Genomic DNA, 25,994 nt, shown 5'->3' with positions numbered 1-25,994 from the left:
ATGGAACCGCAGGCATCCGGAACCCCGGTCGGCGCCGCGAGCCCCGCGCTCACGGCGCTCGTCGCGCATCTGCGCCGAGCCGGTCTCACCCCGGACGCCGAGGCGCTCGCGGACGCGCTCTGGCTGGCCCGCTGGCTGCCCGGCTCCGGGGTGTCCGCGGCCGGGGGCGGCACCGGTTCCCGAGGCGGAACCGCCGAACCACCCCGCACCCCCGGCGCGGTCCCGCCCTCGCCGTCCCCGCCGGAGGCCGGCGGCGAGCCCCACCGGCTCGGCGGCGCACGGCTGTTCGTGCCGGGAGCCCCCGGGGGCCCGGGAGCCCGGGCCGCCCCGGGAGCCGGCGGGGACGGCGCCGCCGGTCCGGACGCCGGAGAAGGCGGGGCCGGCACCGGAGCCCCGATGACGTCCGTCCGGGTGCCCGCCGCGCCCGCCCTGCCGGAGCCGCTCGCCCTGCAACGCGGGCTGCGTCCCCTCCAGCGCTACCACCCGCCGACGCGCCCCGTTCCGCGAATCCTCGACGAGGAGGCCACCGCCGAACGGGCCGCGGAGTCCGGGATCGTACTGCCGGTGCTGCGCGCCGACCGGCGCCGTGCCGCCCGGCTGCTGCTGGTGATGGACGTCTCCACGTCCACCGTGGTGTGGCAGCAGGCGCTCGACGAGCTGCGGCAGGTGTGCGCGCGGGCCGGAGCCTTCCGCGAGGTGCAGGTGCGCTACCTGCATCCCGCACCGGACGGCGGACCGGGCTGCGCCGCCGGACCGGACCCGGCCGGAGTGCTGTACCCGCCGGAGCAGCTCAGCGATCCGACGGGGCGGCGCGTCACCCTCGTGCTCAGCGACTGCGCCGGACCGATGTGGCGCAGCGGCCGCATGCAGCGCCTGCTGCACCGGTGGGCCGCGACCGGCCCGGTCGCCGTCGTGCAGCCGCTGCCGCAGCGGATGTGGCGGCGCACCCATCTGCCCGCCCGCCGCGGGCGGCTGCACCGGCGCGAGGGGGCCGCCGGCTCCCTGGACTTCCGGCCCGATGCGGTGGGCCGTTCCGACACGGGAGGCCGGACCGGTGCGGGAGGGCGGCCCGCGCTGCCCGTCCCCGTGCTGGCACTGCGCCGGGAGGCGGTGGAGGGCTGGGCGCGCCTCGTCGCCGGCTCCACCGGGCGCTCCCTCGCGGCCGCGGCCGGCTGGGTGCGGCCCGACCACCCGGCGTCCGGGGCGGCGGTCCGGGCAGCCGAGGACCTCGACGGAGCGCAGCGGGTGCGCGCGTTCTGGCGGGCGGCCTCCCCGGAGGCCCGCCGCCTCGCCGTCTACCTGTCCGCGGTTCCGCTCTACCTGCCGGTGATGCAGATGGTCCAGCACGCGATGCTCGCCGGGAGCGGCCCCGACGTGCTGTCGGAGGTACTGCTCGGCGGGCTGCTCAGACGTCGGGCCGACGCCGACGACCCGGCGGCCGTGCGCTACGGCTACCTCCCCCAGGTCGCCGGGGAGCTGCGGGCCCTGCTGGCCGCCGAGGACGCCGACCTGCTGTTCAAGCACTGCTCGCACTACGTGGAACGGCACTACGGGCGCACCGTGCGCAACTTCCCCGCCATGGCGAGGGCGTTCCTGCGGGGCGTGGTGGCTCCCGGCGTCGAGGCGTCGCCGGCGCCGCACCCCGGTGACGAGGAGCCTCCCGGGCTGCGGGCCTTCGCCGAGGTGTCCACGGAGGTGCTGCGGGAGTTCGGCGCGCGGATCCCGCCGGGGCCGGCCGGCCCCGGGCTGCGGGCGGCGGAGCTGCTGGAGCGGGGACAGGTCGCGTTCGCCCGTTTCGAGCGGGAAGGGCTCACCCGGGAACTCGACACCGCCGTCCGCTACCTGCGGCAGGCGATCGGGGCCGTGGGACCGGACCGCGTGCTCCGCGCGGCCCGCGAGGAACTCGCCGGGGCGCTGCTGGCCCGCTGGCAGGCCCGGGCCGTCGGCGACGACCTGCGGGAGGCCTGGGAGGCGCTCGGCGACCGCCCGCCGGTGACCGCCCGCGGGCGGCTGGTGCGCGGCCTGGTGCTGTTCGCGCAGGCGCGCGAGGTGCGTGCCGCGGGGACCGGATTCCCGGGTCTCTCCCAGGACGTGCGCTCCTGGGCCGCCGCCGGTGAGGGCCGGCCCCGGGACCGGGCCTGCGCACTTCTGCTGTACCTGGCCGACACCTTCCTCACGGACCTCCTGGCGGGGGAGGGATCGCCACCCGCGGCGACCGACGAGCGGCGGAGCGCCGCCCGGACCCTGGCCGCCGTCCGCCGGGCCCTCGCCGAGTCGGGCCCGGGACCGGGGGCCGTCGGCGCGGCCCCGATGCCCGAGACCTGGTACGCCCTGCAACTGCACCGGGCCGAGCAGGCCGCCGACGTGTGGGTCGCGCTCGACACCTCGGCGGAGGCCCGTGCGGCGCGGGGGCGACTGCTGCTCGACCTGGCCCGGCACCGGGCGGGACGCGGCCCCGTCCCCGCCTCCGAGTTGGTGCGGCCGCTCGCGGCGGAGTTGGCGGAGCGCGCGGCACGGGAGCTGCGGTCGGCGCTGCTCGGCGACCCGAGCGCGCTGCCGGAGCCCGACCGCGGGCCCGCCTGGCTGGACCTCGCCGAGGCCGAGGAACTCGCCCGGCCCGACGCCGGCGCCGGAGCCGAGGCGGTGCTGCACGCTCTGGAGCAGGGCCTCGGCGCCGCGGGCGGGGACCCGGCGCTGAGGTACGAGTGCCGGGCCCGCGCCGCCGCCGTCCACCGCGCCCGCTACGACGCCACCGGCGACCTGGACCACCTTGACCGCGCCGTCGCCGCGTGGACCGAGGCCGAGCCGCTGCTGGGCGGGGACGACCCGCGCCGGCCGGCCGTGCTGGCCGAGTGCGGGCTCGCCCTGCTCGACCGGGCGGATGCCCGGTCTTCTGCCACCGACGTGGGGCGGGCCGTCCACCTGCTGCGCCGCGCGGTCGAGGAGTCCCCGGCCGGCGATCCGGCCCTGCCGCGGCGGCGCCACCTGCTGGGCACCGCCTACTTCCGCCGGTACGGCGCCGAGCCGGTGCTGTCCTACCTGTACGAGGCCGACTGGCTGTTCGACGAGGCCGCCCGCGACGCCGCCGACCCCGCGCTCACCGCCCGCTGCTGGACCGACCGCGGGCGGACCCTGGACGCCCTGCACGCCGGCACCGGCGCGACCGGCCGGCTGCACCAGGCGATCGACTGCTTCTCCCGGGGCGCCGCGCACGCCCGCGAGGTGCCGGACGAGGAACTGCTCGCCCAGTGCCTGCTGTACCGCGGCCGGGCGCGGGAGCAGCTCGCGCAGACCACCCGGGTGCTGGCGGACTACCGCGAGGCGCTGCTGCTGACGAGCGAGCCGGACACCGCCCGCTTCCTGCGTGCCCGCCTCGACGCCCTGGAACCCGGGACGGCCGACGAGTGACCACTCCCCTCGAGGACACCGGCACACCCCTGCCCGACGTCCAGCGACCGGACCGCACCGACCACCCGGTTCTCGCCGCGATCCTCATCGAACTCCGCGCCCGGGACTCGGAGCCCACCGTGGTCGCACACTACGAAGACGCCCCGTGAGCCGCGCCCCGACTTCCGGTCCCGCGCCCGAGCCGGGCCGGCCCGCGCACCCGCGCTGGCCCCACCTCCTGCTCGACCCCCACGGCCACCGCCCCACCCCCTTCCGGCAGTTCGTCCTCAAGGTGCACAACCGCTGCAACCTCGACTGCACCTACTGCTACCTCTACCGGGGCCAGGACCGGGGATGGCGGGACCGCCCGCCCCGCACCGCGCGGCCCACGATGCTCCGCACCGCCGCCCGCATCGCAGAGCATGTGCGGACCCACGGCCTGGACCGCATCCGCATCGAGTTGCACGGGGGCGAACCCCTCCTCGCCGGCCCCGACCCCGTGCTCGCGTACACCCGCGCGGTACGCGCGGCGGTGCCGCCGGACTGCCGGGTCACCGCCACCGTCCAGACCAACGGCACCCGCCTCACCGCCCCCGCCCTCGACCGGCTCGCCGACGCCGGACTGAGGGTCGGGCTGAGCCTGGACGGAGGCCGCGCCGCCCACAACGCCCGCCGCGTCGACCGTGCCGGACGCCCCGCCTGGCCCGCCGCGCGGGCCGCCGCCCGGCGGCTTGCCGCACGACCGGCGGCGTACGCCGGGATCCTGTGCACCATCGACCTGGACACCGACCCGCTGGACCTCTACCGCTCGCTGCTGGAGCTGCACCCGCCCGGCGTGGACCTCCTGCTCCCGCACGCGAACTGGGCCCATCCGCCGCCGGGCCTCCCGGGCGGTGCCCCCGGGCGGCACCGCCCGCGACCCACCCCCTACGGAGACTGGCTGGCCGCCGTCTTCGACGCCTGGTGGGACGAGGGGCGGATGCGCACCCGGGTGCGGCTGTTCCAGGAGGTCGTCGCGCTGCTGCTCGGCGCGCCGAGCAGGGCCGAGGCCGTGGGGCTCTCCCCGGTGGCCGCCGTGGTGGTCGAGACGGACGGCGCGATCGAGCAGGTCGACTCCCTGCGATCCGCCTACCCGGGCGCCGCGGAGACCGGCCTCGACGTGTTCCGGAACACCTTCGACCACGCGCTGCGCCACCCCGGCGTCGCCGCGCGGCAGCTCGGCCGGCGGGCGCTGGCCGCGGAGTGCCGCGGCTGTCCCGTGGGCGGGGTGTGCGGGGGCGGCAACTACGTGCACCGCTACGCGCCCGGCTCGGGGTTCCGGCACGCCAGTGTCTACTGCGCCGACCTGGAACGACTCGTCCGGCATGTGGCGCACCGGGTGGAACAGGCCGTGCCCGCCTCCCCGCCGCCCGTGCCCGCCTCCCCGCTGGCCCCGCCCGCTTCCCCGCCGGCCCCGCCCGCCTCCCGGCCGGACCCCGGCACCCGACCGCTCCCGGCTGCCGAGGCGCCCCGGCAATCTGCTCCAACTCCTCTGTGCGAACACCCTTTTGACGCATAATTGACTAGCCTGTGCACAGTCGTGACCAGGTTCGGCTGAGGGGACTGGGAGATGACGGCGGAGCACGGACACGTCACGGTGGTCTTCGCCGGGCAGAGTGAGTCCTGGGCCAAGTGGGTCGACCACCAGATCCGTGCGGCGGGGCGGACCACGACGTTCGTCCGGTGGAACCCGCTCCGGCGGCTGCCCACGCCGCAGGCGCTGACCGAACTGCTCAGCGCCCCCGGCCGCGTCCTGCTCGTCATCGACGACTGGTACGAGCGGCTGGACCGCGACCGGTTCGAGGCCTGGGCCGCGGTGCTGCGCGAGGCGCTGCCGGAGCACCGCGACCGGCTCGCCGCGGTCAGCGTCACCGCCCGGCCCATGCCGGCGGCCGTCATCGCCCTGGCGCCGATCGAGCTGCGCGGACTGCGCCCGGAGGTGGCCCGCTCCCGGGTCCTGGAGTGCGCGGGCATCCCCGCCCCCGGCACCCTCGTCGACCTGCGGCGCGGCCCCCGCTTCCCGGACGATCCGCCCGGCGTGTGGCAGGTGCCGCGGCGCAACCGCCGCTTCGTCGGCCGGACCGAGCTGCTGGAGAAGGTGCACGGCGCGCTCTCCGGCGGCGGCGACGGGGGCGCCGCCGTGGCACTGCGGGGGCCCGGTGGTGTCGGCAAGAGCCAGCTGGCGCTGGAGTACGTCCACCGGTACGCCGGGGACTACGACATCGTCTGGTGGGTGAACGCCGCCCAGCGGGCCACCGCCCGGAACCAGTTCGCCGAGCTCGCCCCCCGGCTCGACCTGCGGGACACCGAGGCCGAGGACCTGGCGGCCACCATCACCGCCGTGAAGGGCGAACTCGCCGACACCGCCCGCCCCTGGCTGCTGGTCCTCGACGGGGCCCGAGCCCCGGACGGTCCGCTGCTCGACCTCCTGCCCGAGGGGCGCGGGCACGTCCTGGTCACCACCACCCGCAGCGAGTGGGGCGCGCACGCCGACACGGTCACCGTGCCGGTCTTCGAACGCCGGGAGAGCCTCGCCTTCGTCGCCCGCCGCACGGAACGGCTCAGCGACCGCCAGGCCGGCGACCTCGCCGAGGCGGTCCAGGACATGCCGCTGCTGCTCGACCAGACGGCCGCCTGGCTGGATCTGAACCCGACGGTCCCGGTGGACGACTACATCCGGGACATCAGCACCGGACGCCCCGACCTCTTCGGCGTGATGCCCTCCGGCCAGTACCCGGAGAGCTTCGAGGTGGCCTGGGCGAAGACGGTCAACACCCTGCGCGACGCGTCCGAGTCCGCCTGGCAACTGCTCAACCTGCTCGCCTGCTTCTCACCGGACCTGGTCCCGGTGCGGCTGCTGCAGACCGCCCGGCACGGCGACCTGCCGCCCGAGCTGGCCGACCTGGTCGCCGAGCCCAGCAGCTGGAACACCGCCCTGCGCCGCCTGTCCGAGATCACGTCCATGCGGATCGAGTACGAACAGGGCCCGCGGATGGACACCCAGACCATCGGCACCCTGCGCATGCACCGGCTGTTCCACCGGTTCGTGCGCTCCATCCAGTCACCCGAGGACTTCCGGCGCCACTCCGCCGCCGCCCGCAGGATCCTGGCGTCCGCCGACCCCCGGGACTCCTCCTCGGCGGGCAACTGGGCGCGCTACGCGGAACTCATCTCCCACCTGGAGCCGTCCGGGGCGCTGGAGGCCTCCGACGGCGACGCGCGCACCCTGGTGCTGAACTGCATCGAGTACTTACGGATGCGGGGCGAGTACGAGGAGGGCCTGGCGCTGACCGAGAAGGCCGTCACCCACTGGCGCACCAGCTCGGGGGAGACCGACCGCTCCGTCCTCGTCGCCGTGCACCAGCTCGCCAACATGCTGCGCAGGCTGGGCCGGTACGCGGAGGCCGAGCGGGTCGCCCGGGAGACCCTGCGGCGCCTCACCGGCACCGCGACCGTCCGGCCCATCGAGCTGATCCGCGCCAAGGACGGCCTGGGCGGCACCCTCATGGCCCTCGGCCGGTACGACGAGGCGCACACGCTGTTCGAGGAGGCCGCCGAGGCGGCCACCGAGGAGCTGGGCGGCGAGGGCGTCCCGCGGACCCTCGCGGTACGGAGCAACCTCGCCGTCGCCCTCGGGCTCAAGGGGCGGTACGCGCAGTCCCTCGCCATGCACCGGAAGATCTTCGAGGCCCGGGTGGAACTCCTCGGCGGCAAGGACCCGCTCACCCTCAACTCCGCTCTGCGGGCCGCGTGGATGCTGCGGCTGCTCGGCAACTACCGTGAGGCGCTGGCCATCCAGGGGCACAACTCCCGCCTGCACAGCCAGGTCCTCGACCGCACCCACGGCCAGACCCTGCAGGCCGAGCACAACCTGGCGCTGTGCTCCCGCCGCGTGGGCGACCTGCAGTTCGCCCACGCCATGATGCGCGGGGTCCGGCAGCGGCTGCTGCGCCGCCGGGGGCGGCTGCATCCGGAGACGCTCATGGTCTCCTGCGACTACGCGATGCTGCTGCGCCAGCTGGGCCACACCGACGAGGCCCGGGAGCTGGCGGAGGCCACCGCCGAGCACTACGCGGCCCGACTCGGTGAGGACCATCCCTACACGACCGGGGCCAGGGACAACGTCGCCACCATGATGCGCGACGCGGGCGCCCACCGGACCGCCCTGGAGGTGTCCCTGTCCTGCTCCCGGAAGATGGCGGAGGCCGTGGGGCCGGACCACCCGTGGGCCGTCGGCTGCGCCAAGAACACGGTCGCGGCGCTCGTCGCCGCCGGCGACACCGAGGCCGCGGCGGCACTGGGCCGGGAGACCGCCGGGCGCTCGGCCCGGACGCTGGGCGAGAACCACCTCCTCACGATCAGCCTGCGCGCCGGCCTCGCCCTCGACCTGGCGGCACTCGGGCAGCGGCAGGAGGCGGCGGCGCTCCGTGAGGGGGCGGTCGACCGGCTCACCGGGCTGTTCGGCCCGAACCCGCAACATCTCTCCGACATCCTGGAACGCCGCCAGCCGTACTGGGACTTCGAACCGCAGCCGGTCTGAGGGGAGCACCTCCCAGGGGGCCGGGACAGCCGGGAAGGCCCGGACGACCGGGGCTGCCGAAACAGTCCTGAACGGTCCTGAACAGGCCTGAACAGTCCTGGCCGCCGAAGCGGTCCGGGTGGCCGAGACGGTCCGGGGAGCCGAAACGGCCGGGGCCCGGTGGCGGGCAACCGCCTGCCACCGGGCCCCGGCCGTCGTCGCCGGTGCGGGCCTAGGCCTCGAACACCTCACGCACCAGCTGCTCCTGCTCCGCCTGGTGGCGCTTGGCCGAACCCACCGCCGGGGAGGACGAGTGCGGCCGCGAGATGCGGCGCAGGCGCTCGCCCGCCGGGATGTCCGCGCCGACCGCCAGGTCCAGGTGGTCGATCAGGTTCAGGGCGATGAACGGCCACGCGCCCTGGTTGGCCGGCTCCTCCTGGGCCCACAGGTACTTCTCGGCGTTCGGGTACTTGGCGATCTCCGCCTGCAGCTCGGCACCCGGCAGCGGGTACAGCCGCTCGATGCGGAGGATCGCGACGTCCGTGGCACCGCGCCTGCGCCGCTCGGCCTCGAGGTCGTAGTACACCTTGCCGGCGCAGAACACGACCTTCTTGACCGCGGCCGGGTCGACCGAGTCGTCCCCGATCACCGGGCGGAAGCCGCCGGTGGTGAACTCCTCCGCCTTCGCCGCCGCCGCCTTCAGGCGCAGCATCGACTTCGGCGTGAAGACGACCAGCGGCTTGTGGTGCGGGTTGTGCACCTGCCAGCGCAGCAGGTGGAAGTAGTTCGACGGCGAGGTCGGCATGGCGACCGTCATGTTGTTCTGCGCGCAGAGCTGGAGGAACCGCTCCGGGCGGGCCGAGGAGTGGTCCGGGCCCTGGCCCTCGTAGCCGTGCGGGAGCAGCAGGACGACGCCGGAGGTCTGGCCCCACTTCTGCTCCGCCGACGAGATGAACTCGTCCACGACCGTCTGCGCGCCGTTGGTGAAGTCGCCGAACTGCGCCTCCCACATCACGAGCGCGTTCGGGCGGGCCAGCGAGTAGCCGTACTCGAAGCCCATCGCCGCGTACTCGGACAGCAGGGAGTTGTAGACGTTCAGCCGGGCCTGGTCCTCGGAGAGGTACTGCAGCGGCGTGTACTCCTCGCCGGTGCTGCGGTCGATGATGACCGCGTGCCGCTGGCCGAAGGTGCCGCGCTGCGAGTCCTGGCCCGCCAGGCGGACCGGGACGCCCTCCAGCAGCAGGGAGCCGATCGCGAGGGTCTCGCCCATGCCCCAGTCGATCGTGCCGTCCTCGACCATCGCCGTCCGGCGCTGGAGCTGCGGCAGCAGCCGCGGGTGGACGGTGATGTGGTCGGGGATGGTCACCTGGGACTCGGCGATCCGCTTGACGACCTCCGTGGAGACCGCGGTGCCCGCGGAGACCGGGAAGCCCTCCTGCCAGTCGTGGGACTCGCCCGGAGCGGGCTGCGCCGTCGCCTCGCGGACCTCGGTGAAGACCTTCTCGAGCTGGCCCTGGTAGTCCTGCAGCGCCTGCTCGGCCTCCTCCAGGGTGATGTCGCCGCGACCGATCAGGGACTCGGTGTACAGCTTGCGCACCGAGCGCTTCTTGTCGATCAGGTCGTACATCAGCGGCTGGGTGAAGGCCGGGTTGTCCGACTCGTTGTGCCCGCGGCGGCGGTAGCAGATGAGGTCGATCACCACGTCCTTGTTGAACGCCTGGCGGAACTCGAAGGCCAGCCGCGCGACGCGCACCACGGCCTCCGGGTCGTCGCCGTTCACGTGGAAGATCGGGGCCTCGATCATGCGGGCCACGTCGGTCGCGTACATCGACGAGCGCGAGGACTCGGGCGCGGCGGTGAAGCCGACCTGGTTGTTGATGACGATGTGGACCGTGCCGCCGGTGCGGTAGCCGCGCAGCTGCGACATGTTCAGGGTCTCGGCCACCACGCCCTGGCCCGCGAAGGCCGCGTCGCCGTGGATCGCCACCGGCAGCACGGTGAAGTCCGTGCCGCCCTTGCCGATGATGTCCTGCTTGGCGCGGGCGACGCCCTCCAGGACCGGGTCGACCGCCTCCAGGTGCGAGGGGTTGGCCACCAGCGAGACGTTGATCTGCTCGCCGTCCAGTCCGGTGAAGGTGCCCTCGGCGCCGAGGTGGTACTTCACGTCGCCGGAGCCGTGCATCGACTTCGGGTCGAGGTTGCCCTCGAACTCGCGGAAGATCTGCGCGTAGGACTTGCCGACGATGTTGGCGAGGACGTTCAGCCGGCCGCGGTGGGCCATGCCGATGACGACCTCGTCGAGGCGGGACTCCGCCGCGCTGTCGAGGACCGCGTCCAGCAGCGGGATGACGGACTCGCCGCCCTCCAGGGAGAACCGCTTCTGGCCGACGTACTTCGTCTGCAGGAAGGTCTCGAAGGCCTCCGCGGCGTTCAGCCGGCGCAGGATGCGCAGCTGCTCCTCGCGCTCGGGCTTGGTGTGCCCGCGCTCCACCCGGTCCTGGATCCACTTGCGCTGCTTGGGGTCCTGGATGTGCATGAACTCGATGCCGGTGGTGCGGCAGTACGAGTCGCGCAGCACGCCGAGGATGTTGCGCAGCTTCATCATCGACTTGCCGGAGAAGCCGCCGACGGCGAACTCGCGCTCCAGGTCCCACAGCGTCAGCCCGTGCTCGACGATGTCGAGGTCGGGGTGCTTGCGCTGGCGGTACTCCAGCGGGTCGGTGTCGGCCATGACGTGTCCGCGGACCCGGTAGGAGTGGATCAGCTCGAAGACCCGGGCGGCCTTGGTGACGTCGTCGTCGTGCGAGGCGTCGATGTCCTTGAGCCAGCGGACCGGCTCGTAGGGGATGCGCAGCGCCTCGAAGATGTCGTCGTAGAAGCCGCTCTCGCCGAGCAGCAGGTTCGACACGTTGCGCAGGAACTCGCCGGACGCGGCGCCCTGGATCACCCGGTGGTCGTAGGTCGACGTGAGCGTCATGACCTTCGAGATGCCGAGCTTGTTGATGGCGTCCTGGCTGGTGCCCTGGAACTCGGCCGGGTAGTCCATGGAGCCGACGCCCATGATCACGGACTGGCCGGGCATCAGCCGCGGCACGGAGTGCACGGTGCCCAGGCCGCCCGGGTTGGTCAGCGAGACCGTGACCCCGGAGAAGTCGTCCATGGTGAGCTTGCCGTCGCGGGCGCGGCGGACGATGTCCTCGTAGGCCTGCCAGAACTCGAAGAAGTTCAGCGTGTCGGCCTTCTTGATCGCCGCGACGACGAGCTGGCGGTCGCCGTTCGGCTTGACCAGGTCGATGGCGAGGCCGAGGTTGACGTGCTCCGGCTTGATGAGGGTCGGCTTGCCGTCCTTGACGCCGTACGACCAGTTCATCGCGGGCATGGCCTTGATGGCCTGCACCATCGCGTACCCGATGAGGTGGGTGAAGGAGATCTTCCCGCCACGGGCGCGCTTGAGGTGGTTGTTGATGACGATGCGGTTGTCGAACAGCAGCTTCACCGGGACCGCGCGGACCGAGGTCGCGGTCGGCATCTCCAGCGAGGCGTCCATGTTCTTCGCTACGGCGGCTGCCGGGCCGCGCAGCGCGACCAGCTCGGGGCCGGCCGGGGCCTCGGCGGCGGGCGCCGCCTTCACGGGCGCCTGGGCCGGCGTCCTCGCGGCGGCCGGCTTCGCGGCGGGCGCGGGCTGCGCGGGCGCCTTGGCGGCCGGCCTCGCGGCGGGCGCGGGGGCCGCCGCGGGCTTCGCGGGGGCGGCGGGCGCGGCGCTCGCGGCCTGCGCCTGCGGCGCCGGCCGCTGGGTTGCCGAGGCGGTCCCTGCGGCCCCCGCGGCCGCAGCACCGGACGCGGCCGGGGTGGCGGCCGCCCCCGGCTTGTAGTCGGCGAAGAAGTCCCACCAGGCGCGGTCGACCGAATTCGGGTCCTGGAGGTACTGCTGGTAGATCTCGTCGACGAGCCACTCGTTGGGACCGAACGCGGCAGCGGGGTTCTTGCCCGCTTGGTCCGCGTCGGTCGTCGGTGAACTCGATGCGTTACTGGGGGACTGTGGCGACACGGCGGCAACCGCCCTCTTCCGCTTCACAAGGTGATGGACAGCGGGAATAAAGGCTACGCCTCCAAGACCCGAATGGTCAGGCCGGGCCCGCCCATCGTCGTGTAAGTCACATCTCAGCCCGTGTTTCGGGCCTGGAAATGGCGGGAAACAACCGGGGTTCCGCCTTGGAAAGGATGCGTCGACGCAGACCCTGCAGGATCATCCTGCGGGCCCGTGCCTGCTCACACGTGTCCGTCGGCGCGGACTCCCGTGGATCTTCAGGTTCCGCTTCGAACTTTACGTCAACTTTGAACGGACGTCTCTCCCGGGAGGGTGACAAGAATCCGGCAGCCCCGCTCGGATTCGGCCACCCGGATCCTGCCGCCGTGCAGATCAACCGCCCAGCGGGCGATGGCCAGGCCCAGCCCGGTGCCGCCGTCGCTGCCGGGACCGTGCGGGCGGGTGACGGAGCCCCGGTCGAACCGCTCGAAGACGCGGTGCCACTCGGACCGGGGGATGCCCGGGCCCTCGTCCAGCACCTCCAGCTCCAGCGACTGCGGCCCGGGACCCCGCCGGGCGCGGACCGTCACCCGGCCGTGCGGCGGACTGTGCTTGACCGCGTTGTCCACCAGGTTGGCGACGACCTGGTGGATGCGCTCCGGGTCGGCGCAGGCGCTCAGCTCCGGCGGGGAGACGTCCAGTCGCAGATGGACGTCCGTCCGGGTGTGGCCCGCGGAGGCCGGCCCCGGGCGTGCCGAGGCGGCCATGTTGCACTCCTTGAGCGCGCCGGACAGGTAGGGCCACACCTCGAAGCGCCGCGCGCGCAGCGGCACGACGCCGCTGTCCAGCCGGGACAGGTCCAGCAGCGTCTCCACCAGCCGGCCCAGCCGCTCCGTCTGCCTCAGCGCCGTCCGCATCGTCTCCGGGTCCGCGGCGGCGATACCGTCCACGACGTTCTCCAGCACCGCCCGCAGCGCCGCGATGGGGGTGCGCAGCTCGTGCGAGACGTTCGCCACCAGCTCCTTGCGCTGGCGGTCCTGCGCCTCCAGCTCGTCCGCCATGACGTTGATGGTCTCCGCCAGGTCGCCCAGCTCGTCCCGGCGGTTCTCCCGCACCCGGCGGGTGTAGTCGCCGTGCGAGATGGACCGCGCCACGGCGTTCATCTCGTCCAGCGGCGCGGTGAGCGAGTGCGCCACGAACTGGGTGATCAGCAGCGTGGCGATCATCGAGAAGACGGTGATGAAGCGCAGCTCGGTGTCGGTGCGCACCGCGATCATCAGCAGCCCCGTGGTGATCAGCACGGCGATGACGACCAGCGCACCCAGCTTGGTCTTGATGGAAAACGGGCGCAGGCCGCCCCAGGGCTCCTCGGGGCTCCTCCGCTCGGCCGACCGCCCGCCGCTCACGGTGCCGGCGTCTCCAGTGCGTAGCCCACGCCGTGCACGGTGCGGATCCGCTCGGCGCCGATCTTCCGGCGCAGCGCCTTGATGTGGCTGTCGACGGTCCGGGTGCCCGAGGCGTCGGCCCAGTCCCACACCTCGGCCAGCAGCTGCTCGCGGGAGAGCACCGCACGGGGCGTGTTCGCCAGGCAGACCAGCAGGTCGAACTCGGTCGGGGTCAGGTGCACGTCCTCGGCCCGCACCCGCACCCGGCGCTGGGCGTGGTCGATCTCCAGCTCGCCCAACCGCAGGATGCCGGAGCGCGGGGTGGCCGCGGCCAGCGCGGCCCGCTCCACCCGGCGCAGCAGCACGTGCACGCGCGCCGCCAGCTCCCGCATGGAGAACGGCTTGGTCATGTAGTCGTCGGCGCCGACCCCCAGCCCGACCAGCATGTCGGTCTCGTCGTCGCGCGCGGTGAGCATCAGCACGGGTACCGGCCGCTGGGTCTGCACCCGCCGGCAGACCTCCAGCCCGTCGAACCCGGGGAGCATCACGTCGAGGATCAGCAGGTCGGGCTGCCAGGCCTCGGCGGTGTCCACGGCCGACGGGCCGTCGCCCGCGGCCTGCACGAGGAACCCCTCGGCGCGCAGTCGGGCCGCGATGGCGTCGGCGATCGTCGCGTCGTCCTCGACGACCAGTACCCGGCGCTGCGCGCCGGCGGCAGCCGTCGAGCCGTTGTGGGAGGTGTGTGTCTGCTCCATCGCCCGCCCCTGAAGTGTGCTTTCCGGAACCAGTGGGGTGGTTCCTCGTCCGCGCAGGACTGCGCTCGACGCTCCGATGATCCGCGTCAGTGCAGCAGCGTACGGGCAGTGGCCGCGCCTTTGCTATCCAGGGCGGATGCCGAGGTGGACGACGTCCGGAACGCCTCGGGCAACGGGCGTCTCTTCCGTACGCACCTGCGGGAAACCGACATTCCTCAAGGATTCTTCGAAATCCGGGGACGCTGCCGCGGACCACACCGCGAGTACTCCGCCGGGCCTCAACGCCCTTGCACAGCTTGCCAGTCCGGCCGGTGAGTACAGCCCCTCGTTGTCCTCGGTCACGGTCCAGTCGGGACCGTTGTCGATGTCCAGGCACAGCGCGTCGTACGTGTCGGACGTCTCACCCAGCAGCGCGAGGAGGTCGGCCTCCACGAGCCGGGTGCGCGGGTCGGCGAGCGCCTCGCGGGACAGCGCGGACAGGGGGCCTTCGCGGTGCCAGTCGACCACGGCCGGTTCCCGTTCGACCACCGTGATCCGCCCCCAGCGCGAATTCGCAGCCGCATGTGCGAGGGAGAAGCCGACTCCCAGCCCGCCGATCAGCACGTGCGGGCCGGGCCGGTCGTCGAGCGCGTCGAGCGCCGCGTCCACGAGCAGCCGCTCGGAGCGGCCGTCGGAGGTGTCCATCAGGAAGCAGCCGTTCGCGATGATCTGGAGCAGCCCGCCGTGCCGCCGCAGGACGACCTCGCCGTAGGGCCCGTCCCGGCGGTCCAGGACCTCGGGCGCCGCGACCGCGTACGGGCCGTGCGGACCGGGTGTGCCGAGCACCGGCGGCGGGTCGTGCAGCTCGCGCGGGGTGTGCTCGAAGGTGCCGTACCGGGAGGCCATGCCGCCATCCTGGCACTCCGGCGGCGTTCCGGCGGCGGATTTGTTCCGCGCCGGTGGCCGGCGACGGCGGTGCGGAGCGGGCGGCAGGCGGCTCTCCGCATGTCGCCGCGGTGGGCCGCCGTCACCTGTGGCGGGCGCGGAATGCGCTGCCGTACCCGCGCGGCTGAGGAGGGAGAGCGGGGGCGAGGCGGGAAGCGCGGGGCGGGGGAGGCGGCGGGGGGTGCCTGGGCGGGCACCCGCACGATGATCGCTGAGAGCGAACGCCACCTCGGGAACACCGGAGGCCTCCTCGACATTGAGTCGGTACAGCTCAATTTGACTGCCGAAGGGGAGATCATGGCATCGACGTCCGCAACGCTCACCCTGCCCGTGCTGCCGCTCGACGACGAGGTCGTGCTGCCCGGAATGGTGGTTCCGCTGGACCTGAACGACTCCGAGGTGCGCGCCGCGGTGGAGGCCGCCCAGGCAGCCGCGCGTGCCGAACCCGGGAAGCCCAGGGTCCTGCTGGTCCCGCGCATCGACGGGGAGTACGCCGCGACCGGCGTCCTCGGCACCGTCGAGCAGGTCGGCCGGCTCGCCGACGGCGACCCGGGCGCCCTGATCCGGGGCCGCGGCCGGGTCCGCATCGGCGCCGGCACCACGGGCCCGGGCGCGGCGCTGTGGGTCGAGGGGACGACGCTGGACGACACTGCCCCCGAACCGCTGCCCGGGCACGTCGCCGAACTGGTGAAGGAGTACAAGGCGCTCGCCACCGCCTGGCTGCGCAAGCGCGGCGCCTGGCAGGTCGTGGACCGGGTCCAGGCCATCGACGAGGTGTCCGCGCTCGCCGACAACTCCGGGTACTCGCCGTTCCTGACCACCGGGCAGAAGGTGGAACTGCTGGAGACCGCGGACCCGGTCGCCCGGCTGAAGCTCGCCACCCGGCAGCTCCGCGACCACCTCGCCGAACAGGACGTCGCCGAGACCATCGCCAAGGACGTCCAGGAGGGCGTCGACAAGCAGCAGCGCGAGTTCCTGCTCCGCCGCCAGCTGGAGGCCGTCCGAAAGGAGCTGCGCGAGCTCGACGGTGAGCCGGACGGCGGGGAGTCCGACGACTACCGCACCCGGGTGGAGGCCGCCGACCTGCCCGGCAAGGTCCGGGAGGCCGCCCTGAAGGAGGTCGACAAGCTGGAGCGGGCCTCGGACCAGTCCCCGGAGGGCTCCTGGATCCGCACCTGGCTGGACACCGTCCTGGAGATGCCGTGGAACGAGCGGACCGAGGACTCCTACGACATCCGGGGCGCCCGGGCGGTGCTGGACGCCGAGCACACCGGCCTCGACGACGTGAAGGAGCGCATCACCGAGTACCTGGCGGTGCGCAGGCGCCGCGCCGACCGCTCCTCGGACGTCACCGGGGGCGACGGCGACCGGGCGGCCGCGGTCCGGGACGGCGGTGCCGCCGGCGGGCGCAGGGGCGGCGGTGCGGTGCTCGCCCTGGTCGGTCCGCCCGGCGTGGGGAAGACCAGCCTCGGCGAGTCCGTCGCCCACGCCATGGGCCGCTCCTTCGTCCGGGTCGCCCTCGGCGGGGTGCGGGACGAGGCGGAGATCCGCGGCCACCGCCGTACCTACGTCGGCGCGCTGCCCGGCCGCATCGTCCGCGCGATCAGGGAAGCCGGGTCGATGAACCCGGTCGTCCTCCTCGACGAGGTCGACAAGGTCGGCTCCGACTTCCGCGGCGACCCGGCCGCCGCCCTGCTGGAGGTGCTGGACCCGGCGCAGAACCACACCTTCCGCGACCACTACCTGGAGGTCGAACTCGACCTCTCGGACGTCGTCTTCCTGGCCACCGCCAACGTCCTGGAGGCGATCCCCGAGGCCCTGCTCGACCGCATGGACCTGGTCCGCCTGGACGGCTACACCGAGGACGAGAAGATCGTCATCGCGCGCGACCACCTGCTCCCGCGCCAGCTCGAGCAGGCCGGCCTGGACGCGGACGAGGTCACCCTCGACGAGGGTGCGCTGCGCAGGCTGACCGGCGAGTACACCCGTGAGGCGGGCGTGCGCACACTGGAGCGGTCGATCGCCCGGCTGCTGCGCAAGGTGGCGGCCCAGCACGAACTGGGCGAGCGGGAACTGCCGTTCACCATCAGCGCCGAGCACCTGCGGGAGCTGATCGGCCGGCCGCACCACGTGCCCGAGTCCGCCCAGGACCCGGCGGAGCGCCGCACCTCGGTCCCCGGGGTGGCGACCGGCCTGGCGGTCACCGGAGCGGGCGGCGACGTGCTCTACGTGGAGGCCTCGCTCGCCGATCCGGAGACCGGCGCGGCAGGTCTGACCCTGACGGGCCAGCTCGGCGACGTGATGAAGGAGTCGGCGCAGATCGCGCTGAGCTTCCTGCGCTCGCGCGGCGCGGAACTGGAGCTGCCGGTGGCGGATCTGAAGGACCGCGGGGTGCACGTCCACTTCCCCGCGGGTGCCGTGCCGAAGGACGGCCCCAGTGCCGGGATCACGATGACGACCGCCCTGGCCTCCCTGCTGTCCGGCCGTCCGGTCCGCCCGGACGTGGCGATGACCGGTGAGGTCTCGCTGACCGGCAGGGTCCTTCCCATCGGCGGGGTGAAGCAGAAGCTGCTGGCCGCGCACCGCGCCGGGATCACCACGGTCGTCATCCCCAAGCGCAACGAGCCCGACCTGGACGACGTCCCGGCCGAGGTGCTGGACGGGCTCGACGTCCGCACCGTGACCGACGTCCGGCAGGTGCTGGAGCTGGCCCTGGCGCCGGCGACGAACGGTACGGCGCCCGCCGTTCCGGCCGCGGCGCGGTAGGCGGTCACCCCCCGGCGGCAGGCACCGGGCACTCGGCACCTGCCGCCGACGCGCGGCTCGGGCCCGGACCTCGTGAGCGAGGTCCGGGCCCGAGCCGCGCCCGTCCGTGCGGTCGGCGGCTCCGCCGCCGGTCCGGGGCTCAGCCGTCGGCGAGGGCGCGCACCCGGTCCAGGGCGCCGTTGAACCGGTCGTGGTCACCGACGGTGGGCCCGGAGGACGTGTACTGCCACATCGTGTAGTACGACCAGCCGGCCGGCAGCTCGCCCACGGAGGAGGAGTAGCGGGCGATCCACAGGGGGTTGGCGGTGGCGAACCCGCCGTAGTTGCCGGTGCACTGCTTCCACCAGCTGGTGGCCGTGTAGACGACGGCGTCGCGTCCGGTGCGGGACCTGTACTGGTTGAGGAAGGAGCGGATCCAGCTGACCATCCCGCTCTGCGACTTGCCGTAGCAGGCGGCGCCGTACGGGTTCCACTCGATGTCGAGGGCGCCGGGCAGGGTCTTGCCGTCGCCGGACCAGCCGCCGCCGTGGTCGACGAAGTAGTTGGCCTGGGTGGCGCCGCTCGTGGTGTCGGGGGTCGCGAAGTGGTACGAGCCGCGGATCATGCCGACGTTGTACGAGCCGTTGTACTGCTGGGCGAAGTACGTGTTCCGGTAGTACGTGCCCTCGGTGGCCTTGACGTAGGCCCATTTGACGCCGCTGTTCCAGAGGGTCGACCAGGCGACGTTGCCCTGGTGGCCGGAGACGTCGACGCCCTCGGTCCGGGTCGCGTCGCCGGGGACGGGGGTGCCGGACTCCCCGTCGTGGGCCGGGACGCCCATGCCCATGTAGGCGGAGCCGCGGGCGGGGATGCTTTCGGTCTGCGCGGACGCGGGGAGCGCCGGGGAGAGGGCGGCGAGCAGGGCCGCGGCGGTTGCCGCGACCAGGCTGGGACGCAGGGGAACGGATCCGTGCACAGGCATGGGGGGAGCCTCCGGAGGCGTCGGTGGGGGAACGCTGGGGCGGCGTGCGGCGCGGGCGGGCCACGCGAGGTGCGCGTGCATGCGGCGGTAAGCATGTCGTGGCCATGTCATTCACTTGCCCGCTGAACAAGCTACGCACGTAGACCCGCTGCTGGGAAGGGGGCCGGGGGCTGCCGTTGGTCTAGCCCTGCGAAATACTGGCCAAGCTGCGGCGATGAAGTACGTCGGCGGAAACTTTCAGCATCGGGAAACCGGATCGGGTGACGGACGTGCACGAGGGCGACAGCTCCGCGAGCGGTGTGAACGGCGGGGACGGCGGGGACGGCGTGAACGCCGGAGGCGGCGGGGACGGCCGGGACGGAACCGGCCGACGGGGCGGGGCGGCGCCCACCGCCGCCGTGGAGCACGGTTCCCGCGAGTTCCTCTCTCTGGAACGTGAGCTGACGCTGTTCCTGCGACGGGCCCGGGCCAGCCAGGGCGAGATGGCCCGCGAGGTCCACCCCGACCTGGAGTCCGCCGCCTACGGGCTGCTCGTACGACTCGACGAGTGCGGCCGGCAGCGGGCCACCGACCTGGCCGCGTACATCGGCGTCGGCAAGGCCACCATGTCCCGCCAGTTGCGCGCCCTGGAGCACCTGGGCCTGGTGGCCCGCGAGCCCGACCCGGCGGACGGCCGCGCCTGGCTGGTCCACCTCACCGACGAGGGGCGCCGCCGGGTGGGCAGCGTCCGGGAGGCCCGTCGTGCCCGCTACGTCAGCCAGCTTTCGCACTGGAACCGCCGCGAGGTGGCCGAACTGGCCCGACTGCTGGAGCAGTTGAACCGGAGCATGGAGAAGTAGGCCGCACCCCCTCGGCCGGCCGCACCCCCGCCGGTCGCGCGCTGCCGGCCCGGCCTCCGCCGGTCGTGCACCGCCGGCCGCACCCCCGCCGGTCGGGCCCCTGCCCGCCCCGCCTCCGTCGGGCCCCTGCCGGCCCCGCCTCCGTCGGGCCCCTGCCGGCCCCGCCTCCGTCGGGCCCCTGCCCGCCCCGCCTCCGTCGGGCCCCTGCCGGCGGAGCTCCCCGTCGGCCCCGTGGCTCCGCCCGGGTCGGCGCGACGGCGTGGCGCGCCGGCTCAGAGCTCGGCGTACACCACCGTCGCGTCGTCGTGCGTCTTGCTCCGCCCCAGGAACACCCGCTCCAGGTCGGACCGCTCGAGTTCGCGGACCCGCGCCACCAGTGCCCGGGCTCCCTCCTTCCGCAGCAGGGCCAGGCAGTCCGCCCAGTCGCCCGCCTCGAACTTCTCCACCCAGCGTCCCGCGCCGTCCGTCAGCGCCGCCACGGCGCGGACCCGGGAGCGGGGGACGGAGCCGGTCACCGCCCGTTCGGCGACCGACGGGTCGGCCGCGGCGGTGAAGAAGCCGCCCTCCCTGTTCCGGGCCCTCGCGTCGGCGATCTCGTCGGTGGCGAGGAGGGCGCGGGGCAACCGGGCCAGCCGGTCGTCGAGCAACGGGGCGACCGTGCCGTCGGGGGCCTCCAGCAGGAGGACCGAGTCGGAGAGGACCAGGTACTCGACCGCCGTGTCGGACCAGCGGGCCAGCGCGACCGTCGCCTGCGGGGTGCGGGGGTGAGAAAGGTCACAGGTTTCGACGTGCGCTGCGGAGGTACGGGCAATGGCCTGACTCAGGGCCTTCTGCAGCGGTATGTCCGGGCGGGAAACGGCCAGTTCGGCCAGTGCGCCGCCGAGCCTCGCGGTGTACCAGGGCACCGAGTGGACGCACCCCGTCCTGCCCCGCGGCGGTGTCACCCCGTCCAGTACCACCAGGGTCCCGCCCTGCCCGTGGGCCGGGACGCCGACGCTCGCGAAGTCCTCGTTGGGACGGTCGGGGTCGCCGGGCTCGGAGACGAGTTCCGTATGCATCAGGCCAGTCTGCACCAGGTCTTCACAGGCTTCGCCAAAGGCCGGTATCCACCCCGCCTCCCGCGCGCCCGTGCAGGTCGGACGCCTGGTTTGGGCGGGAATGGCCGACCGGCGGGAGGCGTGGCGGCGAATCCTGCCAAAGCCTGTCGCGGACGTCCAACCGGCCTGCCGGACAGGGCCACTGGCCGTGCCGGCGCAACTTGCCCGCCAACTCCTCCCCAGGGTTCACTCCTTCGGGTGGCGGGTCAGGTGATGTGAGACCACCGCCCACCGGCACTGGGAGGGTCGGGAACCGTACCGGAGGTACGTGCCGCCTGTTGACGGGGCGTCATCCGGGCCCATGGGTACACGAGTCAGGAATGCGAGCACCGGTGCAGAAGAAGCGGCCTCGGCGCACAGGCAGGCAGTCGGCCCCCGAGGGAGGCCCGGAGCGTCCTCCCGTCGGAAGGGGCCGACCGACCCACGTACGCAATCGGCTGATCGTGGCGGTGGCCGTGGTGGCCGCCGCCGTCGCCGGGGCGGGGGCGCCGTCGGTGCTCGCCGCCTCCGGCCGGTTGAAGGACTCGCAGGATCTGGTGACGCTGGCCGAGCAGACCCAGCAGGCGCTCGTCCTGGCCCACGCGCTCGCCGACGAACGCGACGACGTGACTTCGTACGTCGCCGCCGGCCGGCCCAAGTCGAAGGCGCCGGACGAGCAGCGCAGCGCCCGGGTCGACCGGCAGGTCGAGGAACTGCGCGCGGACCCCGACACCCCGGACTCACTGCGCGCGGAACTCGACGGCATCGCCACCGTCCGGCGAGCGGCGCTCACCGGCAGGAGCAGCGCTCTCGACGCGCATCGGACGTACTCCGCCACCATCGCCGAACTGCACCGGCTCGCCGAGCAGCTCGCCGACCGGATGCCGCCTCGGGCCGGAGCCGGGGCCCACGCACAGGCCGAACTGGACTCCGCCGTCCAGCAGGCGGCCGCCGCGCGCGGACTGCTGGTCGCCGCACTGAACGTGCCCACCCGGACCCGGACCGTCTACGACCCCGTCACCGGCCTGTCGGACACCGTCACCGACTCCTCGGACGCGGACGCCAAGAAGCGGGACGCGCTCACCGCCGCCGCCCAGCAGGCCCGGCTGCGCTCCGACGCCGACCTGGCCGGCTTCCGGGAGACCGCGCCGAAGCAGAGCACGACGGCCTACGACTCCACCGTCACCGGACCCGAGGTGGACACCGCCGACCGGTACCTGGCCTCGCTCACCGACCGGCCCACCCTGGACGACGGCGAACTCGACACCAGCGCCAAGAAGGTCGACGCCGCGCTCACCGCCCGGCTGGACCTGATGCGCGGCGCCGAGTCCGCGCTCTACGACCACCGGGTCAAGGACCTGGAGCGGCTGCGGGACGACGACGTCACCGCCCTGGAGATCCGCATCGCCGCACTCGGCGCGCTGGTGCTGCTCACCGTGGGCATCGCCACCGCCATGGCCCGCAGCCTCACCCGCCCGCTCGCCGCGCTGCGCCTGGGCTCGGGCCGGCTCGCCCAAGCCGCGGAACCGGCGACCGAGGAACCGGTGCGCTTCACCGGACGCAACGACGAGTTCGCCGAGGTGGTCCGTTCCGTCAACACCCTGCACGCGACCGCCGTGGCCCTCGGGGAACGCGTCGGCACCCTGGAGGCCGACCGGCGGCACCTGGTCGGCGAACGGCAGAAGACGGCCGACGCCCGCGAGGAACTGCGTGCCGAACTCGCCGACTCCGCAGCGCAGTTGGAACGGCTGCGCGCCACCATCGGCTCCACCTTCGTCAACCTGGCCCTGCGCACCCTGGGACTGGTCGAGCGGCAGCTCGCCGTGATCGAGGGGCTGGAGGAGCGCGAGCACGACCCCGACCGCCTGGCCACCCTGTTCAAGCTGGACCATTTCGCCACCGTCATGCGCCGCCACAGCGAGAACCTCCTGGTCCTCGCCGGGACGGAGCACGTCCAGCAGCACCCGGGCCCGGTGCCGCTGGTCGACGTGGTCCGGGCAGCGGTCAGCGAGATCGAGCGCTACGAGCGGGTCCGCATCGCCGCGCTGCCTCCGCACGCGCACGTGGCCGGGTTCGCCGCGGACGACCTCTCCCATCTGCTGGCCGAGCTGATGGAGAACGCCACCGCCTTCTCGCCGCCCGACCTGCCCGTCGAGGTCTCCGGCTGGCTGCTGGAGAACGGCGAGGTGATGCTCTCCGTGCAGGACGAGGGCATCGGGCTGCCCGAGGAGCGTCTGGGGCGGCTCAACGCCCGTCTCGCCGACTTCGACCCGGAAGTACCGTACGACCAGGAGGGCGGCGAGGGCCTCGGGCTCGGCCTGTACGTCGTCGCCCGCCTCGCCCACCGGCTCGGTGTACGGGTGCGGTTGCGCGAGCAGAAGCAGGGCGGCCTCGCCGCCGTAGTCGTGCTGCCGACCGTGCTGCTGGCCGGCACCGCCGCCCCGCCGAGCACGGCGCACGCCGACGGCACCACCGGCGCCTTCTCCCTGCCCGGCGCCGACGCGGAGGCCAACTCCAACGTCCTGCACGGCCGGACGGCCGACGGAGACCCGCTGGTCGCGCTCGCCGAGCGGACCGTGCGGGAGCAGGGGGCGCAGACCCCGACCGGCGCCGCACCGGAGGCGGAAGGCGCGCAGCCACCGGAGCCGGCGACCCCGGCCCACCCCGCCGACCCGGCGGCCCACGCGGCTCACCCGGCCGATGCCGCCGATGACGCGGCCGCCCGGACCCGGGACGAGGGGGACTCCTCTCGCACGGCCCACGCGGCGTCCGACGCCGGGCACGGGCCAGCACGGCCCGACGACGGCGCCTCCGATCCGGCCGGCGCGGCTGATGCCGCCGGGTCGGCTGCGGCTCCCGGCGAGTTCGACGCGCCGGACGCCCTCCGGAGGCCCACCGCCCCCGGGGCGCCGGAGGCGCCCCGGGACCCCGCCGCGACCGAAGCGGCCGCGAGACCCGCGGGCCCGGACGCGACCGGATCCCCGGCGACCTCCGCCGCGCCCGCCGCGTCCGGTGTCCCCGCGGGCGACGGACATCCGGAGAGCCCGGCCGAGACGACCATGGAACTGCTGATCCCGGCTCCGCGCACCCGGCACCCGGATCGGCAGGACGCGGAGGCGGAGCGGACCGCCGATCCCCGGCAGCCGGCTCCACGCGCCGAGGGCGCATGGTCGCCGCCCGCCGAAACGGCGCCGCCCACCGACCCCGCGGTCCCGCCCGCCGAAACGGCGCCGTCCGCCGACCCGGCGGTCCCGCCCGCCGACCCCGCCACCCGGGGCGAGCACCCGGCGCACAGCGACGACGGGTCTCCCGCACACACCCGCGGCGAGGACCCGGCGCGGACCGGAGGACAGCACACCGCGCACCACCGTCCCGCCTCCGAACGGGACACCGAACCGGCCCCTCCGGGCGGCCCCGCGCCAGGTGCGGGGGGCACCGGCGCGGAGCCCGAGGAGCGGCTCACCGACAAGGGGCTGCCCAAGCGCACCCCGAAGATCACCGCACCCGCCGAGGCACCCCGCCGGCGGAGCGGCTCGGTCGACGCCGACGCCCTGCGCCGCCGCCTCGGCGGGTTCCGCAGCGGCGCCCAGGCCGGCTACCGAGCCGCGGAGGCGGAGATCGCCGAGCAGACCGGCCGGAACAGGGCGCCCGCGGCCGACCCCGCCACGCGCCCCGCACATGTAGATCAACCCACGGGGGGCACCGTCGAGGAGGCAAGCAGTTGACCGCGCCCAGTACCTTCGGACTGAGCAATGAGGCCCGCAACCTGCACTGGCTGCTGACCAATCTCGTCGAGGAGGTGCCGGGCATCCAGTCCGTCGCGGTGGTCTCCTCCGACGGCCTGCTGCTCCTCTCCTCCGACCCGGGGCAGCACGTCCGGTCCCGGCAGGCCGAGCAGACCCGCGAGGCGCGGACGGCGGGCCCCCGCGGCTCCTCCGCCGACCTCGCCACCGTCGTCTCCGGCATCGGCAGCCTCACCGTCGGCGCCGCCAGGCTCATGCAGTTCGGCGGGGTGAAGCACACCATGGTGGCGATGGAGGAGGGCAGCCTCTTCGTGATGTCGATCAGCGACGGCTCGCTGCTCGGCGTGCACGGCTCCGCCGACTGCGACATGAGCGTGGTGTCGTACCACATGGCCCTGTTCGTCGGCCGCGCCGGCCACGTCCTCACCCCCGAACTGCGCAGCGAGCTCCGCCAGTCCGTGGAGTCCTCGGGGCCCGAGTCGCCGGAGAGCCTGCGATGAGCGGCGACGGTGCGCCGAAGAAGCTCCCGGTGCGCGGCGGCGGCCGCAAACCGGCCCGGGTCCGCCCCTACTCGCTCACCGGCGGGCGCACCCGCTTCGGGCACGTGCTCCTCGTCGAGACCTACGTGGCGGCGCTGGAGTCCCCTCCGGAGCAGAGGGAGTTGACCGGGGGGGCCGCCCACGCGCTGGAGGGCGGGGGCGGTACGCTCGCCACCCGCGTGATGCCGGAGATGCGGGCCATCGTCGAACTGTGCCGCCGTATGCGGACGGTGGCCGAGATCGCCGCGCTGCTGAAGATGCCGCTCGGCGTGGTCCGCGTGCTGCTGAGCGACCTCGCGGACCAGGGAAAGATCCGTGTGTACGGAACGGGTACCGGCCATGGTACGGGCCGGCCGAACCGCGCTCTGCTGGAAAGGGTGCTGAGTGGACTCCGCCGTCTCTGACGCCGCACCGGGCGTCTCCCCCCTCGCCGCCGACCCGGCCGTCGGGCCGGATCCCGAACGCGGGCAGACGGACCCCGCCCGCGCCCCCATCGCCACGAAGATCGTCGTGGCGGGCGGGTTCGGCGTCGGGAAGACCACGCTGGTCACCTCCGTCTCGGAGATCACGCCCCTGCAGACCGAGGCGCTGATGACCGAGGCGAGCGAGGACACCGACGACCTCACCGCCACTCCGGGCAAGCTGACCACCACCGTGGCCATGGACTTCGGCCGCATCACCCTCGACGACGACCTGGTGCTCTACCTGTTCGGTACGCCGGGGCAGCAGCGGTTCTGGTTCATGTGGGACGACCTGGTGCGCGGCGCGATCGGGGCGGTCGTCATGGCCGACACCCGGCGCCTGAAGGACTGCTTCCCGGCGCTGGACTACTTCGAGAGCTGCGGCCTGCCGTACGTGGTGGCGGTCAACCACTTCGACGGCAGCGAACTCTTCGAGGCCGCGGACGTCCGCGAGGCCCTGACGATCCCCGCGCACATACCCGTCATGATCATGGACGCGCGGCTGCGGGCCCCCGTGGTCGAGACCCTGCTCTCCCTCGTCGGCCACGCCCTGGACGAGACCCCCGAATAGGC

The 25,994-nt window shown here is 74.1% G+C and carries 16 protein-coding genes; 10 read left to right on the top strand and 6 right to left on the bottom strand.

The genetic code is table 11. From position 1 onward, the window contains the following. The 4 genes from ACL02U_RS11085 to fxsT are packed head-to-tail and all read left to right on the top strand — an operon-like array spanning position 1 to position 7,966. A complete protein-coding gene (locus ACL02U_RS11085) occupies positions 1 to 3,408 on the top strand; it encodes an SAV_2336 N-terminal domain-related protein (protein ID WP_412790550.1) in 3,408 nt (1,135 codons plus the stop codon). After that, entirely contained in the window at positions 3,405 to 3,557 is a 153-nt protein-coding gene (locus tag ACL02U_RS11080; RefSeq protein WP_412790549.1) for a hypothetical protein, read from the top strand. The genes ACL02U_RS11085 and ACL02U_RS11080 overlap by 4 nt, the downstream gene beginning before the upstream one ends. Beyond that, the gene (locus ACL02U_RS11075; protein WP_412790548.1) at positions 3,554 to 4,945 is read left to right on the top strand and encodes an FxsB family cyclophane-forming radical SAM/SPASM peptide maturase; all 1,392 of its coding nucleotides are present in this window, start codon (positions 3,554 to 3,556) and stop codon (positions 4,943 to 4,945) included. The genes ACL02U_RS11080 and ACL02U_RS11075 overlap by 4 nt, the downstream gene beginning before the upstream one ends. A 51-nt stretch (positions 4,946 to 4,996) precedes the next feature. Further along, on the top strand, positions 4,997 to 7,966 hold the full coding sequence (fxsT, locus tag ACL02U_RS11070) for an FxSxx-COOH system tetratricopeptide repeat protein (protein WP_412790547.1): 2,970 nt from the start codon (positions 4,997 to 4,999) through the stop codon (positions 7,964 to 7,966). 211 nt (positions 7,967 to 8,177) lie between these two features. On the opposite strand, the gene ACL02U_RS11065 is transcribed toward fxsT, so the two are convergent. The 4 genes from ACL02U_RS11065 to ACL02U_RS11050 all read right to left on the bottom strand — a co-directional run bounded on the left by ACL02U_RS11065 (position 8,178) and on the right by ACL02U_RS11050 (position 14,997). Beyond that, the gene (locus tag ACL02U_RS11065) at positions 8,178 to 11,993 is read right to left on the bottom strand and encodes a multifunctional oxoglutarate decarboxylase/oxoglutarate dehydrogenase thiamine pyrophosphate-binding subunit/dihydrolipoyllysine-residue succinyltransferase subunit (protein WP_412790546.1); all 3,816 of its coding nucleotides are present in this window, start codon (positions 11,991 to 11,993) and stop codon (positions 8,178 to 8,180) included. A 281-nt stretch (positions 11,994 to 12,274) separates the two neighbouring features. Then, positions 12,275 to 13,378 (bottom strand): ATP-binding protein, encoded by a 1,104-nt coding sequence (locus tag ACL02U_RS11060; RefSeq protein ID WP_412790545.1) that lies wholly within the window; start codon positions 13,376 to 13,378, stop codon positions 12,275 to 12,277. After that, positions 13,375 to 14,112: a response regulator transcription factor gene (locus tag ACL02U_RS11055; RefSeq protein ID WP_412790544.1), complete on the bottom strand. Its 738-nt coding sequence runs from the start codon at positions 14,110 to 14,112 to the stop codon at positions 13,375 to 13,377. Before ACL02U_RS11055 ends, ACL02U_RS11060 begins: the two co-directional genes overlap by 4 nt. A gap of 123 nt (positions 14,113 to 14,235) precedes the next feature. Beyond that, positions 14,236 to 14,997, bottom strand: a complete 762-nt coding sequence (locus ACL02U_RS11050; RefSeq protein WP_412790543.1) for a spermidine synthase — start codon at positions 14,995 to 14,997, stop codon at positions 14,236 to 14,238. A gap of 336 nt (positions 14,998 to 15,333) precedes the next feature. Here ACL02U_RS11050 and lon point away from each other — a divergent pair, with 336 nt between their 5' ends. Further along, positions 15,334 to 17,802 carry an endopeptidase La gene (lon, locus tag ACL02U_RS11045; RefSeq protein WP_412790542.1) on the top strand — a complete coding sequence of 823 codons (2,469 nt, stop codon included), beginning with the start codon at positions 15,334 to 15,336 and terminating at the stop codon, positions 17,800 to 17,802. Between the two features lie 139 nt (positions 17,803 to 17,941). Here lon and ACL02U_RS11040 read toward each other — a convergent pair whose 3' ends face one another. Next, positions 17,942 to 18,763 carry a lysozyme gene (locus ACL02U_RS11040; protein WP_412790541.1) on the bottom strand — a complete coding sequence of 274 codons (822 nt, stop codon included), beginning with the start codon at positions 18,761 to 18,763 and terminating at the stop codon, positions 17,942 to 17,944. Between the two features lie 398 nt (positions 18,764 to 19,161). Here ACL02U_RS11040 and ACL02U_RS11035 point away from each other — a divergent pair, with 398 nt between their 5' ends. Then, complete coding sequence (locus ACL02U_RS11035) at positions 19,162 to 19,602, top strand: MarR family winged helix-turn-helix transcriptional regulator (RefSeq protein ID WP_412790618.1); 441 nt, start codon at positions 19,162 to 19,164, stop codon at positions 19,600 to 19,602. 272 nt (positions 19,603 to 19,874) lie between these two features. On the opposite strand, the gene ACL02U_RS11030 is transcribed toward ACL02U_RS11035, so the two are convergent. Next, the gene (locus ACL02U_RS11030; RefSeq protein ID WP_412790540.1) at positions 19,875 to 20,660 is read right to left on the bottom strand and encodes a protein phosphatase 2C domain-containing protein; all 786 of its coding nucleotides are present in this window, start codon (positions 20,658 to 20,660) and stop codon (positions 19,875 to 19,877) included. 371 nt (positions 20,661 to 21,031) lie between these two features. Here ACL02U_RS11030 and ACL02U_RS11025 point away from each other — a divergent pair, with 371 nt between their 5' ends. From ACL02U_RS11025 to ACL02U_RS11010, 4 genes are read left to right on the top strand one after another with little or no spacing between them, the layout of a single operon-like run. Then, positions 21,032 to 24,403: a nitrate- and nitrite sensing domain-containing protein gene (locus ACL02U_RS11025; protein WP_412790617.1), complete on the top strand. Its 3,372-nt coding sequence runs from the start codon at positions 21,032 to 21,034 to the stop codon at positions 24,401 to 24,403. Then, a complete protein-coding gene (locus tag ACL02U_RS11020) occupies positions 24,400 to 24,921 on the top strand; it encodes a roadblock/LC7 domain-containing protein (protein WP_412790539.1) in 522 nt (173 codons plus the stop codon). Before ACL02U_RS11025 ends, ACL02U_RS11020 begins: the two co-directional genes overlap by 4 nt. After that, positions 24,918 to 25,364 (top strand): DUF742 domain-containing protein, encoded by a 447-nt coding sequence (locus tag ACL02U_RS11015; RefSeq protein WP_412790538.1) that lies wholly within the window; start codon positions 24,918 to 24,920, stop codon positions 25,362 to 25,364. The genes ACL02U_RS11020 and ACL02U_RS11015 overlap by 4 nt, the downstream gene beginning before the upstream one ends. After that, positions 25,345 to 25,992: a GTP-binding protein gene (locus tag ACL02U_RS11010; protein ID WP_412790537.1), complete on the top strand. Its 648-nt coding sequence runs from the start codon at positions 25,345 to 25,347 to the stop codon at positions 25,990 to 25,992. Before ACL02U_RS11015 ends, ACL02U_RS11010 begins: the two co-directional genes overlap by 20 nt. Positions 25,993 to 25,994: the final 2 nt, after the last annotated feature.

It is taken from the genome of Streptomyces sp. MS06 (assembly GCF_047200655.1).
Classification (GTDB): Bacteria; Actinomycetota; Actinomycetes; order Streptomycetales; family Streptomycetaceae; genus Streptomyces.
The sequence above is the reverse complement of the archived record's forward strand: the minus strand, read 5'-3'. Positions and strand labels throughout refer to the sequence as shown.

Coding starts and splice junctions, on each gene's coding strand:
- lon (WP_412790542.1), top strand. CDS start 15,334: ATGGCATCGACGTCCGCAACGCTCACCCTGCCCGTGCTGCCGCTCGAC.
- ACL02U_RS11030 (WP_412790540.1), bottom strand. CDS start 20,660: ATGCATACGGAACTCGTCTCCGAGCCCGGCGACCCCGACCGTCCCAAC.
- ACL02U_RS11085 (WP_412790550.1), top strand. CDS start 1: ATGGAACCGCAGGCATCCGGAACCCCGGTCGGCGCCGCGAGCCCCGCG.
- ACL02U_RS11015 (WP_412790538.1), top strand. CDS start 24,918: ATGAGCGGCGACGGTGCGCCGAAGAAGCTCCCGGTGCGCGGCGGCGGC.
- ACL02U_RS11055 (WP_412790544.1), bottom strand. CDS start 14,112: ATGGAGCAGACACACACCTCCCACAACGGCTCGACGGCTGCCGCCGGC.
- ACL02U_RS11050 (WP_412790543.1), bottom strand. CDS start 14,997: ATGGCCTCCCGGTACGGCACCTTCGAGCACACCCCGCGCGAGCTGCAC.
- ACL02U_RS11040 (WP_412790541.1), bottom strand. CDS start 18,763: ATGCCTGTGCACGGATCCGTTCCCCTGCGTCCCAGCCTGGTCGCGGCA.
- fxsT (WP_412790547.1), top strand. CDS start 4,997: ATGACGGCGGAGCACGGACACGTCACGGTGGTCTTCGCCGGGCAGAGT.